The organism is Janthinobacterium sp. PSRC1-1 (assembly GCF_049897525.1).
Taxonomy (GTDB): domain Bacteria; phylum Pseudomonadota; class Gammaproteobacteria; order Burkholderiales; family Burkholderiaceae_D; genus Janthinobacterium; species Janthinobacterium tructae.
Genome location: NZ_JAFCWK010000003.1, coordinates 563682 through 580524, shown reverse-complemented (window position 1 = coordinate 580524; position 16843 = coordinate 563682). Strand labels below are relative to the sequence as shown.

At 63.8% G+C, this 16843-nt stretch carries 15 protein-coding genes; 9 read left to right on the top strand and 6 right to left on the bottom strand.

Annotated features, from left to right (window positions below; translation table 11 throughout):
* Window positions 1-17 precede the first annotated feature (17 nt).
* The 3 genes from deoA (at window position 18) to ACP7DW_RS09160 (ending at window position 3076) form a co-directional block, all read left to right on the top strand.
* Window positions 18-1340, top strand: coding sequence for a thymidine phosphorylase (deoA, locus tag ACP7DW_RS09170; protein WP_426054452.1), 1323 nt, complete (start codon window positions 18-20; stop codon window positions 1338-1340).
* Window positions 1341-1446: 106 nt separating this feature from the next.
* Complete coding sequence (locus ACP7DW_RS09165) at window positions 1447-1854, top strand: cytidine deaminase (protein ID WP_116743284.1); 408 nt, start codon at window positions 1447-1449, stop codon at window positions 1852-1854.
* A 4-nt stretch (window positions 1855-1858) separates the two neighbouring features.
* A complete protein-coding gene (locus ACP7DW_RS09160; RefSeq protein ID WP_426054851.1) occupies window positions 1859-3076 on the top strand; it encodes a nucleoside deaminase in 1218 nt (405 codons plus the stop codon).
* Here the strand turns inward: ACP7DW_RS09160 and ACP7DW_RS09155 are convergent.
* From ACP7DW_RS09155 to ACP7DW_RS09130, 6 genes are all read right to left on the bottom strand, one after another.
* Complete coding sequence (locus tag ACP7DW_RS09155; RefSeq protein ID WP_426054453.1) at window positions 3073-4236, bottom strand: dipeptidase; 1164 nt, start codon at window positions 4234-4236, stop codon at window positions 3073-3075. The two genes, ACP7DW_RS09160 and ACP7DW_RS09155, sit on opposite strands and share 4 nt — an antisense overlap.
* Before the next feature lie 11 nt (window positions 4237-4247).
* Window positions 4248-4670 (bottom strand): VOC family protein, encoded by a 423-nt coding sequence (locus ACP7DW_RS09150; protein WP_426054454.1) that lies wholly within the window; start codon window positions 4668-4670, stop codon window positions 4248-4250.
* A gap of 160 nt (window positions 4671-4830) precedes the next feature.
* On the bottom strand, window positions 4831-5100 hold the full coding sequence (locus ACP7DW_RS09145; RefSeq protein ID WP_426054455.1) for a hypothetical protein: 270 nt from the start codon (window positions 5098-5100) through the stop codon (window positions 4831-4833).
* 137 nt (window positions 5101-5237) lie between these two features.
* Window positions 5238-5753, bottom strand: coding sequence for a hypothetical protein (locus ACP7DW_RS09140; protein ID WP_426054456.1), 516 nt, complete (start codon window positions 5751-5753; stop codon window positions 5238-5240).
* 91 nt (window positions 5754-5844) lie between these two features.
* Window positions 5845-6522, bottom strand: a complete 678-nt coding sequence (locus tag ACP7DW_RS09135; RefSeq protein ID WP_426054457.1) for a TetR/AcrR family transcriptional regulator — start codon at window positions 6520-6522, stop codon at window positions 5845-5847.
* A 10-nt stretch (window positions 6523-6532) separates the two neighbouring features.
* On the bottom strand, window positions 6533-8002 hold the full coding sequence (locus ACP7DW_RS09130) for a PLP-dependent aminotransferase family protein (RefSeq protein WP_426054458.1): 1470 nt from the start codon (window positions 8000-8002) through the stop codon (window positions 6533-6535).
* Between the two features lie 201 nt (window positions 8003-8203).
* On the opposite strand from ACP7DW_RS09130, the gene ACP7DW_RS09125 reads away from it, so the two are divergent.
* The 6 genes from ACP7DW_RS09125 (at window position 8204) to hydA (ending at window position 16830) form a co-directional block, all read left to right on the top strand.
* Window positions 8204-9520 (top strand): aspartate aminotransferase family protein, encoded by a 1317-nt coding sequence (locus ACP7DW_RS09125; RefSeq protein WP_426054459.1) that lies wholly within the window; start codon window positions 8204-8206, stop codon window positions 9518-9520.
* 82 nt (window positions 9521-9602) lie between these two features.
* Window positions 9603-11105 carry a CoA-acylating methylmalonate-semialdehyde dehydrogenase gene (locus ACP7DW_RS09120; protein ID WP_071079263.1) on the top strand — a complete coding sequence of 501 codons (1503 nt, stop codon included), beginning with the start codon at window positions 9603-9605 and terminating at the stop codon, window positions 11103-11105.
* A gap of 45 nt (window positions 11106-11150) precedes the next feature.
* On the top strand, window positions 11151-12518 hold the full coding sequence (locus tag ACP7DW_RS09115) for an NAD(P)-dependent oxidoreductase (protein ID WP_426054460.1): 1368 nt from the start codon (window positions 11151-11153) through the stop codon (window positions 12516-12518).
* Complete coding sequence (preA, locus tag ACP7DW_RS09110) at window positions 12518-13798, top strand: NAD-dependent dihydropyrimidine dehydrogenase subunit PreA (RefSeq protein ID WP_426054461.1); 1281 nt, start codon at window positions 12518-12520, stop codon at window positions 13796-13798. The genes ACP7DW_RS09115 and preA overlap by 1 nt, the downstream gene beginning before the upstream one ends.
* A gap of 134 nt (window positions 13799-13932) precedes the next feature.
* Window positions 13933-15417, top strand: coding sequence for an NCS1 family nucleobase:cation symporter-1 (locus ACP7DW_RS09105; protein ID WP_426054462.1), 1485 nt, complete (start codon window positions 13933-13935; stop codon window positions 15415-15417).
* A 21-nt stretch (window positions 15418-15438) separates the two neighbouring features.
* The gene (hydA, locus tag ACP7DW_RS09100) at window positions 15439-16830 is read left to right on the top strand and encodes a dihydropyrimidinase (RefSeq protein WP_426054463.1); all 1392 of its coding nucleotides are present in this window, start codon (window positions 15439-15441) and stop codon (window positions 16828-16830) included.
* The last annotated feature ends 13 nt before the right edge of the window (window positions 16831-16843 follow it).

Sequence of the window (16843 nt, the reverse complement as noted above, 5' to 3'; positions counted from 1 at the left end):
ATGATTGGAGTTATTCGATGTTGTTAACCCAGGAAATCATTCGCAAGAAGCGCGACAAGGGCGTGCTGAGCGCCGAGGAAATCCAGTTTTTCGTGCGTGGCATCACGGACGGCAGCGTCAGCGAGGGCCAGATCGCGGCGCTGGGCATGGCCGTCTATTTCAACGACATGAACATGGACGAGCGCGTGGCGTTCACCCTGGCCATGCGCGATTCCGGCCAGGTGCTGGACTGGCGTGCGCTGAACCTGCCGGGCCCCGTCGTCGACAAGCATTCGACGGGCGGCGTGGGCGATGTGGTTTCCCTGCTGCTGGGCCCCATGGTCGCCGCATGCGGCGGCTACGTGCCGATGATCTCGGGCCGCGGCCTGGGCCACACGGGCGGCACGCTGGACAAGTTCGACGCCATTCCCGGCTATTGCACGGTGCCGGACAATGCACTGTTCCGCAAGGTGGTCAAGGAAGTTGGCGTGGCCATCATCGGCCAGACGGCGCAGCTGGCGCCGGCCGACAAGCGTTTTTACAGCATCCGCGACGTCACCGCCACGGTGGAATCGGTGGCCATGATTACCGGCTCCATCCTGTCGAAGAAACTGTCGGCTGGCCTCGATGCGCTGGTGATGGACGTCAAAGTGGGCACGGGCGCCTTCATGCCGACCTATGACAAATCGGTGGAACTGGCCGAGAGTATCGTCGCCGTCGGCAATGGCGCGGGCATGCAGACGTCGGCCATTTTGACGGACATGAACGAATCGCTGGCGCCGTACGCGGGCAATGCGCTGGAAGTGCGCGGCGCCATGGATTACCTGACGGGCCGTTCGCGTCCCGCGCGTCTGCACGAAGTGACCCTGGCGCTGTGCGCCGAGATGCTGGTGCTGGGCGGCCTGGCTGACTCCGAAGAGGAGGCGCGCGTGACATTGATGGCGGCCCTCGATTCGGGCGCAGCGGCAGAGCGCTTCGCACGCATGGTCGCCGCCCTGGGCGGCCCGGCCGATCTGGTCGAGCATCCGGACAAGCACCTGGACAAAGCGCCGTTCGTCGTGCCGGCACCGGCGCTCACCGCCGGTTACGCGAATGTGCGCGATTGCCGCGCCATCGGCCTGGCCGTCGTCGCTTTGGGCGGTGGCCGCCGCCGTCCGACCGACAGCATCGATTTCGCCGTCGGCCTGACGGACCTGGTGGGCCTGGGCGAGCAGGTATCCGTTGGCCAGCCGCTGGCCATGGTGCATGCGCGCACGCAAGCGGCGGCGCAGCAAGCCGTCAAGGAAATCCAGCAAGCGTATGCCATCGGCGCGGTGGCGCTGACGGCCCATCCGGTGATTTACCGTACCATTCGACCGTAGTTGAAAACTGGGGTCAGACCCCCGTTTGCGATAGCGCTGAGCTATGTGTCAGCGGTGTTGAGGGTCTGACCCCGGCCTTAATGATTTCAAAGGTATTGCAGAAAAGATGAACAACCAAGAACTGATCGCCGAAGCCAACGCCGGCCGTGAACTGGCCTACGCACCATACTCGCGTTTCAAGGTCGGCGCGGCGCTGCTGTGCAAGGATGGCCGCGTGTTCCGCGGCTGTAACGTGGAAAACGCCGCGTATGGCCTGTGCAACTGCGCCGAGCGCACGGCATTCTTCAGCGCCATCGCGCATGGCTGCAAACCAGGGGACTTCGCCAAGCTGGCCGTCACGGGCGACACGGCTGAACCGATCTCTCCATGCGGCGCCTGCCGCCAGGTGATCTTCGAGATGGGCGGCGCCGACCTGCCGGTGATCCTGACGAACCTGAAAAACGATGTCATGGAAGTGACGGCGGGCTGGCTGCTGCCGCACGGCTTCGGCAATTCCGACCTGGACATGCAGTAACAGGATACGCTTGAACAAGACGATCGACATCCAGGCCGCCGTGGCGATTGCCGCGGCCGAAGCCATGGCAGCCAAGACGCAGGGCACCTTCGGCGTGGGCGGCGTGCTGCTCGACGGCGCCGGCAATGTGCTGCAATCGATGCATAACAACGTCGTGCGCCAGGGGTTGGTGTTCGATCCCACCGCGCATGGCGAGCGCCAGCTGGTGGACTGGTATTTCGCCGAGCGGGCCAAGGGCACGCCCTTGCCGCCGCCCGGCGAACTGACCATCGTCACCTCGCTCGACCCCTGCTGCATGTGCACGGGGGCGATTCTGGCCGCCGGTTTCAACGTGGTGGTGGCCGCGCCCGACGTCAAGGCGGGCATCAATTACGATGGCGCGGCCACGTTTACGGCCTTGCCGGCGCCGTTGCAGGCACAGGCCGGCCGCAGCTTTTGCTATCCGGCCGTGCGCGGCGCCACCGAGTATGCGCGCCTGCCGTCCGGTGCCGCGCCCAAATCTTTTTTCATCGGCAAGAGCATCCACGAGGCGACGCAGGCACTGTGCTCGCTGGTGTTCGAAGCGACATCGGCGCAGGTGATGCAGCTGCTGAACGCCGGCGACGACGTGCAGCTGCGCGATCCCGCCACCTTGCCGTCCGAGCATGCCGTGGTGCGCGCCTTGCGCCGCCGCTATCCCGACGCCCTGACTTACCGCTGCGACCCGCATGTGCCCGACGCGGGCCTGGCGCCGTTCCTGCAGGCGGCCATGGAGCAGGATGCGCGCGATGGCGGCCAGGGCGACGCGGCCGCCTTGCTCGATTCCTTCGGCAACCTGCTGCTGTGCATGCCGGGAAAACTGGCGCAGTCGGCCATCCGCACGCCGTTCATGGAATGCACGCGCCAGTACGCGCAGCTGCGTTTTGAATTGATGGCGCATGCGGCGCCGGCGCTGCAGGAAGAGCTCAAAAGCTATCTGGGCCACCCCAAGCACGGCACCTTCGTGCTGGCCGTCGGCCCGGACGACAGCGCCGCCAGTTTCATGACCTTGGGCGCCTACGGCTCCACCATGGAAGGGGCGCTGCCGGAGAATAATCCCGCGCAATTCCAGTACGTGCGCCCGGCCATGGCGCAAGACGCGCTGCTGGCGCTGTGCGACGCGCTGCCGCCGCTGTACCGCAAGCTGATACGCATCCGGCCGCGCCAGGTGGCGGACCAGGCTTTGATCGTCGCCCTTTCCTAGGCGTCGTCGTCGGGCAGGTTCTTCAGTAAAAAGTCGCGCACGTTTTCGCCCGCCACGCGGCGGATCTGCGCTTCCGACAAGCCCGCGTCGAGCAGCGCCTGCGTCAGGCGCGGCAGGCCGGCGGCGTCGATGGCGGTGGTGACGGCGCCGTCGAAGTCCGAGCCATACGCCACGTGTTCGGCGCCGATCAGCTTGACCGTGTAGGTGATGGCGCGCGCGATAGATGCCACGTCCTTGCCGCAGATGGCCGTATTCCAGAAGCCGATGCCCACCAGGCCGCCTTGGGCGGCGATGCGTTTCAATTGTGCGTCGCTCAGGTTGCGCCCATTGGCGCAGGTGCCGCGCACGCCCGTGTGCGACACCATCACGGGACGTTTCGCCAACGTTAACACGTCGTCGATGGTGGCCGGCGAGGCGTGCGCCAGGTCGACGATCATCTTGCGCTGTTCCATGGCGCGCAGCCATTGCCGGCCCAGCGGCGTCAAGCCGCCTTTTTTCAGACCGTGCTGGGAGCCCGACAGTTCCGTGTCGAAGAAATGCGTGGGCGCGGCCATGCGGTAGCCGGCCTGGTACAAGGTATCGAGGTTGTCCAGCTTGCCTTCGAGCGCATGCGCGCCTTCCAGTGTCAGCCAGCCAGCCAGCAGGGCGGGATCCTGTTCGCGCGCGGCGATGAAGCTGCGCAGCTGGGCGCGGCTGCCGATGACGCGCACCTTGCCATGACTCTTGGCCGCTTGCTGGCGCAGTTCGTCGGCCTGGTAGCTGGCGCGCGCCAGCAGGCTGTTCCAGGTGGCGGGCGGCAAGCCTTGCGCCACCACCAGCGCCGTGATGTTGTCCGTGTCGCTGCCGTTGCGTTCGATATTCATCTTGCGCGGCGTCTTGGTGACGACGGAAAAGGCTTGCAGCGCCACGTTGGCCCGCTGCAGGCGGGGGAAGTCGACATGACCGCGCTGGCTGTCGCGGTTCAGATTGCGTTGCCACAGCAGGCTGTCGGCGTGCAGGTCGGCGATCCACAGACTCTGGTGCAGCGCTACAGTGGCTGTCGAAGGCGCCTTGCCGGACGGCGGGTGGACACGGTTGAGGTGCTCGTCCACGAGCACGGGAGCGGACAGGAAAGCGCCAACCAGCGCAAGGCTGGCGGCGGTGAGGGTGCTGATGATCATTGTTCTCCGTTTTACCATGGGTCGTAGGTGCCCAGGCTCCAGATATGGCCTTCCGGGTCGCGGCACGTAAAGCCGCGTCCGCCGTAATCTTCATCCTTGATGTCGAGCACGATCTCGGCGCCGGCGTCGCGCGCGCTGCGGTAGACGGCGTCGGCATCGCTGACGACCAGGTAGCAGTTTTGCGTGTTGGCGCCGCCGACGTCGCCAGGCAGTTTCATCAGGCGGCCATAGTCGCTGTCGAGGGCTGGCGCCACCATGACCATGCCGTTGCCAAAGCTCAGTTGCGCATGGGCGACGCCACCATCGCCGTCAGGCACGATCAATTGTTTTTCAAAACCGAGCGCCTTGCACAGCCATTCGATGGCGGCGGGCGCGTCGCGGTAGCGCAGGCAGGGAATGGTCGTATTTGTTGTAGCTTTTGCTGTCGTGGTCATCAGAAAACTCCTATGGCTGTGGGGGAGTAGCTTCGATCATGGATGCTGCGTGGCGTTCCGTATCCAACCCCTCCATCGGGATGGGTTTGATGCCCGTCAGTGCTGCGCTCATCCATAGTGCCATAGAACAATCATTGCACTCTTGCCACGACGCAAATTTTTATTGCGGCGACTGCGAAGAATTCGCTGCCTTCGTGTCCTTGCCTGTATCGTCGCTGTTGCTGGCCCATCTCAGCAGCATGACGAGGGCAAACAGCATGATGGCCAGTGGCAAGATGGTGATCAGGAACGCCAGGCCCAGGCAGCACGCCAGCAGCATGGGCCAGGACATGGCGCGCAGGGCGGCCATGCCCTGGCGCGTGTAGGCGCACAGTTCACTCCAGAAGGCGCTGAAGGAAGTACTACCCGGTGCCGAATTGATGTCTTTCATGCCGTTCTCCTGTGGTTGCCGCTGCCGTATGCAGGCTGGCGATGAATCCACTATAGGCAAATCCCCGCTGTCGGGCAGCGCGTATGCGACGAATGGCAGGAATGGCGGAGCGAACGGCGACAAATCAGGACAAACGGTTACTCGAACACCTTCAGTTTCAGCTGGAAACTGAGGGCGCCATACAGGCGGTCCTTGTAGGACGGCACGATGGCGATATTCACGCCCACGCGCTGGTATTCATAGCTGATGGTGGGCACCAGGGCCGGGAACCAGCCGCCATCGCGCATCTTCGGATAGCCGCTGAAGCCGCCAACGACGGCGCCGATGCGCAGCGGGCCTACCTTGATCGGCTGGTAGTACACGCCCAGGTAGTTCGAGTAGGCGCGATCGCTATTGTAGAAGCGTCCTGCCGTGACCGACGCAACGGTGGAAAAGCGGTATTCGGCGCCCAGGCCCGGATTGCTGTCGTTCAGGTTCTTGTCGCGCTGAAAGTGATACGAATAAAAGCCCGCGTTGAGCCAGGTTTCGCTCAGCGGCTGATTGTCTATCATGCCCACTGTCTGCGCCTGTGCCGTGGATGTCACTGCCAGCAGCGCCGCGCAGGCGAGCTTGCCCAGCAATGACGCGGTGCGCGCCGATGACCATTGTTTCATGCCTGTTCCTTATCCTGTCGCTATGGCGCCGCGATTGCAAACGCTCCAGCGCGTCATGCTATCACTGCTCGTTTGTTCCTTGGAAATTTCATCACGCGCCGGATACTGCCGCAGGCAGGGCGATGGCCGCCTGCACCATGTGCGCGATCAGGATTTCAGCATCGTCGTAATCCTTGCGCGTGAGCTGCTTGCGGTCCAGCACTAGTGCCATCTGCGGCGAAAAATCCGCATACGACTGTGTCATGGCCCAGATGGCGAACATCAGGTGCGTGGCGTTGACGGGCGCGATCCGGCCGGCGGCGATCCAGGTTTCGAAGACGGCGATATCCTTGCGCAGCAGCGGCACTACCCGGTCGCGTATCTGCGCGCCGTACAGGGGCGCGCCATTGATCACTTCCAGCGCATACACGCGCGAAGCCCACGGCTGTTCGCGCGAAAAACGCAGCTTCGCGCCGATGTACGCGCGCAGCACGTCGCGCGGTTCGTCGTGTTCATTGGCCAGCGATTCCATGCGCGCCAGCCAGTCGTCGAGCACGTCGTCGAGCACGCGCTGGTACAGCAGCTGCTTGGACGGGAAGTAATACATCAGGTTTTGCTTCGACAGGCCGGCCCGCTCGGCGATGGTGGCGATCGACGCGCCTTCATAGCCGCTTTCGGCGAATGCGCGCACGGCTTGCTCCAGGATGTCCGCTTCCAGGCGGTCGCGGTTTTGCAGGCGCCGGCCGCCGGCATTTTTCACGGAAAGGGCAGGGGATTTGTCGCTGGCCATGGCGGGTTCTTTAGCGTGGACGGATCGATTGCAGGAAGGCTTGCAGCACGGGGGTATCTGTGTAGGCCACGTTGAAGCGGAACCACACCGTCTCGGGCGCGCGCAGCATGAAAAATTCGTTCGGCGACAGCAGGATGCCGGCCTTCAAGGCCATGTCGGCGATGAGCTTGCCGTTCCATTCCGGTGTCTGCAGGTCGGGCCAGCCGGCGCTGACGAACATGCCGCCGCGCGGACGCGCCACGGGCGCCATGCCTGCCTGCGCCAGGCAATCGATGCTGCGCTCGCGGGCCGCCTCGAGCTGCGCCACCAGGCGTTCCACCATGCGCTTGTAGGGCCGCGCGCAGATGGCGTGGTAGACGGCGCGCTCGTTGATTTCCGACGTCGTCAGCCCCGCCAGCATTTTCACGCGCACCAGTTCGGCCACCAGCGGCGGCGAGGCGCAAATCGACCCCACGCGCAGCACGGGCGACAGGGTCTTGGAAAAACTCCCCACGCGGATCACGCGGCGCAAGCCGTCCATCGCCGCCAGCGATGCTTCGCCGCGCGCCGCCAGCTCGCGGTAGATATCGTCTTCCACCAGCCAGAAATCGAACTGCTCGGCCAGCGCCAGCAGACGGTGTGTCTGCGCCTGGCTCAGGGAAGTGCCGAGCGGATTTTGCAGCACCGTGTTGACGAACATGAGTTTTGGCTGCGTGCGCGCGGCTTCAACGGCCAGCGCATCGAGATCGAGGCCCGCCTCGCTGCGCGCAATGCCCACGGGGATGCAGCCGTGGTGGCGTATCAGCGACTGCAGATTGCTGTAGCCGGGGTCTTCCACCAGCACCGTGTCGCCCGGCTTGGTCAGGCTGCGCAGGATCAAGTCAAAAGCGTGCGTGGCGCCATGCGTCAGCAGGACCTGGTCCGGCTCCACCTGGAACAGCTCTTCCGACAGGCTGGCGGCCAGGTGCTGGCGCAGCGAGGGAAAGCCCAGCGGGTGGCCATAGCCGCGCAGCCGGCTGGCGGGGATGCGCATGGCCTGGCGCACGGCATCGAGCACGGTCGCTTCGCCATACATCTCGGGCGGCAGCCAGCCCGCACCCACGGGCAGGGCGTCGGATACGCCCGAATACAGGTCCGGCGTGAGGGCGTCGATGGCGGTGGGGCTGGCAAGGGTGTTGGCTATGAGGGCCGCCTGCGGCGAGGCGGCGATATCGTGGCGCGCGACGAAATAGCCGGAGCCGCGCCGCGACGACAGCAAGCCCAGGTTGACCAGGCGGTCATACGATTCGACGACGGTAAACGTCGAGACGCCATTGCACTTGGCGAACTGGCGCACGGACGGCATGCGCGTGCCGATGCGCAGGGCGCGGCTGCCCACCATGACGCTGATGGCGATGACGATCTGCTCGACGAGGCCGCCCTTTTTCTGGCGGTCGATGTCCAGCACGGGCCAGCCACTGGCGTTACCTTCGCCCTCGTCCTGCTTCACGTCGTGCGTCACCGGTGGCTCCTTATGCTGCCTTGCACAAAACTGTAGTGGTTTTTTCGACCTGTACGGTTGGGATACTTTGCCGTTTGTGTATCTGTGCCATTGGGGATGGCCTGTCTATTATTACATCAGCTTTTTGCCAACTGGTAAATTATTTTACGCTTCGTCAAAAACGATCCTGGCGCCGCGCCAGCCCATCCCAAGGAGAAGATCATGAACGAAACAAGGCCGGAATCGATGTCGGCATTCTGGATGCCGTTTACGAACAACCGCGATTTCAAGGCCAACCCGCGCTTGCTGGTGTCGGCCGAAGGCATGTATTACAAGGACGTCGATGGCAACGCCATCCTCGATGGCACGGCCGGCCTGTGGTGCGTGCCGTGCGGCCATGCGCAGCCGCAGATCGTCGGCGCCATCCGCGAGATGGTGGGCCAGCTCGATTTCGCCCCCACCTTCCAGATGGGCCATCCGGCCGCCTTTGACCTGGCGGAAAAACTGATGGACTACACGGGCCACAAGTTCGGCCATGTCTTCTACACGAACTCCGGTTCCGAGGCCGTCGATACGGCGTTAAAAATCGCGCTGGCCTATCACCGGGTGCGCGGCGAGGGTGCACGCACGCGCCTGATCGGCCGCGAACGCGGTTATCACGGCGTGGGCTTCGGCGGCATTTCCGTGGGCGGTATCGGCGGCAACCGCAAGACCTTCGGCCCCTTGCTGCCGGGCGTGGACCACCTGCCGCACACGCACAACCTGGACAAGAACGCCTATACGGTGGGCGAGCCCGAATACGGCACCCACCTGGCCGATGAACTGGAACGCATCGTCGCCCTGCACGACGCCTCGACGATTGCCGCCGTCATCGTCGAGCCGGTGGCCGGCTCCACGGGCGTGCTGATTCCGCCGAAAGGCTATCTGAAACGCTTGCGCGAGCTGTGCACCAAACACGGCATCCTGCTCATCTTCGATGAAGTGATCACGGGTTTCGGCCGCATGACGACGCCGTTCGCCGCTGATTATTTTGACGTCGAGCCGGACCTGATGACGACGGCCAAGGGCCTGACCAACGGCATGGTGCCGATGGGCGCCGTGTTCAGCAAAAAATACATCCACGACGCCTTCATGGATGCGCCACCGGGCATCGAACTGTTCCACGGCTACACGTATTCCGGTCACCCGCTGGCCTGCGCCGCTTCGCTGGCGACCCTGCAAGTGTTCGAGGAGCAGGACATCCTCGGTCACGCGAAAAACATGCAGGCGTATTGGCAGGATGCCGTGCATTCGCTGAAAGGCTTGCCGCACGTGATCGACTTGCGCAGCATCGGCCTGATCGCCGGCATCGAACTCGATCCCATCGCCGGCAAGCCCGGCACGCGCGCCTTCAATGCCTTCAAGCAGGCTTTCGCTGACGGCGTGCTGATACGCACGACGGGCGACATCATCGCCCTGTCGCCGCCGCTGGTGCTGGAAAAACAGCATGTCGACGAGCTGTTTGGCAAGCTGGCCAAGGTATTAAAGAATCTCGATTGAACGGCAAACCCAAAACAACATCCGGGGTCAGACCCGCCGGGTCTGACCCCAGCCTCTGCCCTTGGGGTTAAAAAGGAACACCATGACTGATCTCGATACGATTACCCACTACATCAACGGCGCCAAGGTCGACACCCAAAGTGGCCGCTACGGCGACGTCTACAACCCCGCACTGGGCGTACCCGTGGCCCGCGTGGCGCTCGGTACCGTGGAAGACGTCGATGCGGCCGTGCAGGCCGCCGCCGCCGCCTTTCCCTCCTGGTCCGCCACGCCGCCATTGACGCGCGCGCGCGTGCTGTTTCGCTACCTGCAGCTGTGCCAGCAGCACACGGACGACTTTGCCGCCATGCTCACGCGCGAACATGGCAAGACGTTTGCCGATGCCCAGGGCGAAGTGGCGCGCGGCATCGAGATGGTGGAGTTTGCCGTCGGCATCCCGCAATTGTTAAAGGGCGAATTCACGGACCAGATTTCGCGCGGCATCGACGCCTGGTCCATGCGCCAGGCGCTGGGCGTGGTGGCCGGCATCACGCCATTCAACTTCCCCGTGATGGTGCCGATGTGGATGTTCCCCGTCGCCATCGCCTGCGGCAATACCTTCGTCTTGAAACCGTCCGAGCGCGATCCGTCGGCCTCTTTGCTGCACGCGAAATTGCTCAAGGAGGCGGGCTTGCCCGACGGCGTTTTCAATGTGGTGCAGGGCGACAAAGTCACCGTTGATGCCTTGCTCGACCACCCCGTGGTGCAGGCGATCAGCTTTGTCGGCTCGACGCCGATCGCCGAATACATCTATGCGCGTGGCAGCGCCAGCGGCAAGCGCGTGCAGGCGCTGGGCGGCGCGAAGAACCACATGGTGGTGATGCCCGACGCGGACATGGACATGACGGTCGATGCGCTGATCGGCGCCGCCTACGGTTCGGCGGGCGAGCGCTGCATGGCCATCTCGGTGGTGGTCGCCGTGGGCGACGCGGGCGACAAACTGATCGACGCACTGGCAACGCGCACGGCCGCACTGAAAGTGCGCGACGGCATGGAAGATGGTGCGGAAATGGGACCGGTCGTGTCGCTGGCCGCCAAGCAGCGGATCGAAAAACTCATCGCCTCGGGCGTGGAGCAGGGCGCGACCTTGGTGGTCGATGGCCGCAACCATGTGGTGGCGGGACGCGAGAACGGCTTCTTTGTCGGCGGTACTTTATTTGACCACGTCACGCGCGACATGAACATCTACAAGGAAGAGATTTTCGGCCCCGTGCTGTGCGTGCTCCGGTGTCCTGACGTGGTGCATGCGGTGGAGCTGATCAACGCCAACGAGTATGGCAACGGCGTGGCCATCTACACGCGCGACGGCGGCGTGGCGCGCGAATTCGTGCGCCAGATCCAGGTCGGCATGGTGGGCGTCAACATTCCCTTGCCCGTGCCGATGGCCTTCAACAGCTTTGGCGGCTGGAAGCGCAGCATGTTCGGCGACCACCACGCGTATGGACCCGAAGGCGTGCGTTTCTACACGCGCCACAAGGCCGTGATGCAGCGCTGGCCGAACACGGCAAGCGCTGGTGTGGAATTTGCTTTTCCCCAGATGAAGTAAAGGTTTCAATTACGAGCCGGCCGCACATAACAAGAGGAATACGCGATGATCGAGTCTTTGAACTATTTGCCGCATCCCGCCCTGCCCAACGAGGAACTGGCGGGCCATTTCACCGACCTGGCGCCGCCCCTGACGGCACGCCAGGCCGCCATCGAAAGCGCCCGCTGCCTGTACTGCTACGACGCGCCGTGCAGCCGCATCTGTCCGTCGGAAATCGACGTGGCCAGCTTCATCCGCAACATCCACGACAGGAACATCAACGGCGCCGCCGCCGGCATCCTGAAACAGAACATCCTGGGCGGCAGCTGCGCCCGCGTCTGTCCCACGGAAATCCTGTGCGAGGATGTCTGCGTGCGCAACCACGACGCCGAAGGCCAGCCCGTCAAGATTGGCCTGTTGCAGCGCTACGCCGTCGATCAAATGCATTTTGCGGCGCACCCGTTCCAGCGGGCGGCCAGCACGGGCAAGACGATCGCCGTCGTCGGCGCCGGTCCTGCGGGTTTGTCGTGCGCGCACCGGCTGGCCATGCTGGGGCACGACGTGGTGATCTTTGAAAAAGAGGGCAAGGCGGGCGGCCTGAACGAATACGGCATCGCCAAGTACAAGCTGACGGACGACTTCGCGCAAAAGGAAATCGACTTCCTGCTGGGCATCGGCGGCATCGAGATCCGATGTCGCCAGGTGCTGGGCGAGAACCTGCAGCTGCGCGACCTGCACGCGCAGTACGACGCCGTGTTCCTCGGCCTGGGCCTGGGCGCCAGCCGCAAGCTGGGCCTGACGGGCGAAGATGCGCCGGGTCTTTTGGCCGCCGTCGATTACATCGCCGCGCTGCGCCAGGCCGCCGACCTGGCCGCGCTGCCCGTGCCGAAACGCGCCATCGTCATCGGCGCCGGCAATACGGCCATCGACATGGCCGTGCAGATCCAGCGCCTGGGCGCCGAGGAAGTCACCCTGGTCTACCGGCGCGGCTTCGACGCCATGACGGCCACCCAGCATGAGCAGGACATCGCCAAGGCCAACCAGGTGCGCATGCTGACATGGGCCCAGCCGCAACAGGTGCTGCTCGACGCGGCTGGCCATGTCGCCGGCATGCGTTTCGAGAAAACGCGCATGCAGGGCACGCGCCTGGTGGGCACGGGCGAAACGTTCGACGTGGCGGCCGACGCCATCTTCAAGGCCATCGGCCAGAGCCTCGACACCGGCGTGCTGATTGATCCGATGGCGTCGCTGCTGCAGCGCGACGGCGACAAGATCGCCGTCGATGCGGGTTTTCGCACGGTGCTGCCGGGGATCTACGCGGGCGGCGACTGCGTGGCGCCGGGGCAGGACTTGACGGTGCAAGCCGTCCAGCATGGCAAGCTGGCCGCACTGGCCATCCATTCCGATTTCTTCAATAAAGTGGAGGCTGCATAATGGCTGATCTCAGCATCGAATTTTGCGGCATCAAGGCGCCGAATCCCTTCTGGCTGGCGTCCGCGCCACCGACCGACAAGGCCTATAACGTGGTGCGCGCTTTCGAGGCAGGGTGGGGCGGCGTGGTGTGGAAAACCCTCGGTGAAGACCCGGCCGCCGTCAACGTCTCGTCGCGCTATTCCGCCCTGTATGGCAAGAACCGCGAAGTGGTGGGCTTCAATAACATTGAACTGATCACCGATCGCTCGCTGGAGATCAACCTGCGCGAAATCACGCAGGTGAAAAAGGACTGGCCCGACCGTGCCATGATCGTCTCGCTGATGCTGCCGTGCGAAGAGCACTACTGGGCCGACATTTTGCCGAAGGTCGAGGCGACAGGCGCGGACGGCATCGAGCTCAATTTCGGCTGCCCGCACGGCATGCCGGAGCGGGGCATGGGTGCGGCCGTGGGCCAGGTGCCCGAGTATGTGCAGATGGTCACCGCCTGGTGCAAGAAGCACAGCCGTCTACCCGTCATCGTCAAGCTCACGCCGAACATCACGGACGTGCGCATGCCGGCGCGCGCGGCCAAGGCGGGCGGCGCCGACGCCGTCTCCCTGATCAACACCATCAACTCGATTACCTCGCTCGACCTGGACCGCATGGTGGCCTTGCCCATCGTGGGCGGCGCCAGCACGCACGGCGGCTATTGCGGGTCTGCCGTCAAGCCGATCGCCCTGAACATGGTGGCGGAAATCGCCCGCGATCCGCAGACGCGCGGCTTGCCCATTTCCGGCATCGGCGGCATCGGCAACTGGCGCGACGCGGCCGAATTCATCGCCCTGGGCGCCGGCTGCGTGCAGGTGTGCACGGCCGCCATGCTGCATGGTTTCCGCATCGTCGAAGAGATGAAGGATGGCCTGTCGCGCTGGATGGATGAAAAGGGCTATGAAAGCATCAGCGATTTTTCCGGCAAGGCCGTGGCCAACACGACGGACTGGAAATACCTGGACATGAATTACCAGGTCATCGCGCACATCAACCAGGACGACTGCATCAAATGCGGCAAGTGCTATGTGGCCTGCGAAGACACCTCGCACCAGTCGATTGCGCAACTGATCGACGCCGCCGGCACGCGCACGTATGAGGTGATCAAGGAGGAATGCGTGGGCTGCAACCTGTGCGAAATCACCTGTCCGGTGCAGGGCTGCATCACGATGGTGCCGCAGGCCACGGGCAAGCCATACATGAACTGGACGCAGGATCCCAGGAATCCACGGGCATTGGCGGAAACGGCGTAGGGCACGTTTTTTGCGTACGTTTATTTTATAAACTGTTGCCTGTCTTTGCAGTAAGCTAGACTGCCGCAGTTTACACAATGCCGTATCCCTGGCGTCATTCAAGATGCCGGCGGCCTAACCGATGGAGAATACCTGTGAACCACGACTATTCAGGCAATACGCAGCTGTGGAATGAAGATCTGGCGCCCACCACGGCAGCGCAGCGCACCTGGCGCTGGTATCACTTTGCGGCCCTGTGGGTGGGCATGGTGATGTGCATTCCCGCCTACACCCTGTCGGCCAGCCTGATCGACAGCGGCATGTCCGGCTACCAGGCCGTGCTCACGGTATTTCTCGCCAACGCCATCGTGCTGCTGCCCATGCTCTTGATTGGCCATGCGGGCACCAAGTACGGCATCCCGTATGCCGTGCTGGCGCGCGCCTCGTTCGGCACCATGGGCGCGCGCCTGCCGGCGCTGATGCGCGCCATCGTCGCCTGCGGCTGGTACGGTATCCAGACCTGGTTCGGCGGCCAGATGATCTACACCCTGATGGGCGTCTTGATGGGGCATGAACTGGGCGGCGAGAAGATCGCGGGCCTGGGCATCAACGGCAGCCAGTTGCTGTGCTTCCTGGCTTTCTGGGCCATCCAGTTCTATTACATCCTGCATGGCATGGAGTCGATCCGCAAGCTCGAAACCTATACGGCGCCGCTGAAAATCCTCATCTGCTTCGTGCTGCTGTACTGGGTGCACAGCAAGGCTGGTGGCGTGGGCGCGCTGCTGGACCAGCCATCGCAGTTCATCCCGGGCGGCAAGAAGGCGGGCCAGTTCTGGAGCGTCTTCTGGCCATCGCTGACGGCCATGGTGGGTTTCTGGGCCACCCTGGCACTGAATATTCCCGACTTCACGCGCTTCGCCAAGACGCAGCGCGACCAGGTGATCGGCCAGTCCGTCGGCTTGCCCGTGCCCATGGGGTTGCTGGCCATGCTGGCCGTGATCGTCACTGCCGGCTCCGTGGTCATGTACGGCAAGGCCATCTGGGACCCCGTTGACCTGGCCAGCCGCATGACGGGCGCCGCCGTGCTGGTCGCCCTGATCATCCTGCTGATCGACACGGTCAGCGTCAACCTGGCGGCCAACCTGGTGGGCCCGGCGTACGACTTTTCCTCGCTGGCGCCGAAGCAGATTTCGTACAAGATGGGCGGCTACATCACGGCCTTCATCGCCATCGTCATGATGCCGTGGAAAGTGCTCGAGTCGACGCAGGGTTATATCTTCACGTGGCTGATCGGCTACTCGGCCCTGCTGGGCCCCATCGCCGGCATCCTCATCGTCGACTATTATTTTGTGCGCAAGACGCAGCTCGACGTCAGGCAGTTGTATCGCGATGACGGCATCTACTCGTATGGCAATGGCTGGAACATGGCGGCGCTGATCGCCTTCGTCATCGCCGTGCTGCCGAATATCCCGGGCTTTCTGAACGCGGCCTTTCCCACGGCGTTTCCCGACGTGGCCGAAGGCTTTAAAATCATCTACACCTACGCCTGGTTCGTGGGCGTGGCCATCGCCGCAGTCGTCTACGGCGTCATGATGAAGGGCAAGGTAGCGGCACGCGTGCAGCAGGCGCCGCAGTCCTGATCTTTTCGAGAAGGAGACAAGATGACTACATTGATACGTGGCGGCACCGTCGTCAACGCCGACCGCGCGTTTCGCGCCGATGTGCTGATCGAGGGCGACACGATTGTCGCCGTCGGCGAGAACTTGCCGGTGCCGGTGGGCGCCAGCGTGATCGACGCGGGCGGCCTGTACGTGATGCCGGGCGGGATCGACACCCACACGCACATGAATTTGCCCTTCATGGGCACCGTGACGTCCGACGATTTTTTCACGGGCACGGCGGCGGGACTGGCGGGCGGCACCACCACCATCATGGACTTCGTCATTCCCGCCCCGAAGCAGTCGCTGATCGAGGCCTATCACCAGTGGCGCGCCTGGTCGGCCAAGGCGGCCGGCGACTACACCTTCCATGTGGCGATCACCTGGTGGAGCGAGCAGGTTCATGAAGAGATGGGAGTGCTGGTGCGCGAGCATGGCGTAAACAGCTTCAAGCATTTCATGGCCTACAAGAACGCCATCATGGCCGACGATGAAACGCTGGTGAAAAGCTTTACCCGTTCGCTGGAGCTGGGGGCATTGCCCACCGTGCATGCGGAAAATGGCGAGCTGGTTTTTCAATTGCAGCAAGCCTTGCTGAAAAAGGGGATTACCGGGCCGCAGGCGCACCCCTTGTCGCGCCCTCCCGCCGTGGAAGCGGAGGCGGCCAACCGCGCCATCGCCATTGCCAATGTGCTCAATACCCCCGTGTACATCGTGCACGTCTCGTGCGCCGAGTCGCTCGACGCCATCACGCGGGCGCGCGCCAACGGCCAGCGCGTGTATGGCGAAGCGCTGGCGGGCCATCTGGTGATCGACGACAGCGTCTACCAGAGCGATGATTTTGATTATGTGGCGGGCCACGTCATGAGCCCGCCGTTCCGCGGCAAGCACCATCAGGCGGCCTTGTGGCACGGCCTGCAAAGCGGCAATCTGCACACGACGGCCACCGACCACTGCACCTTCTGCGCCGAGCAGAAGGCGGCCGGCAAGGACGACTTCACGCGCATCCCGAACGGCTGCGGCGGCGTGGAGGAACGCATGGCCGTGGTGTGGGATGCGGGCGTCAATTCCGGCATGCTCACGCCCTCCGAATTCGTCAAGGTATCGTCGACCAATGCGGCGCAGATCTTCAATATGTATCCGCGCAAGGGCCTCATCGCCGCAGGCAGCGATGCCGACATCGTGCTGTGGGACCCGCAGGGCACGCGCACCATTTCCGCCGCCACGCAGTTTGCCAAAGGGGGCTTCAACGTCTTCGAAGGGCGCACCGTGCGCGGCATCCCCCGCACCACGATTGCCGCCGGCAAGGTGGTGTTCCACCAGGGCGAGCTGACGGCCGTCGAAGGGGCAGGGCGCTATATCGAGCGCCCGGCGTTTGCCGCCACCACCGCATGAAGTCAGGAGACAA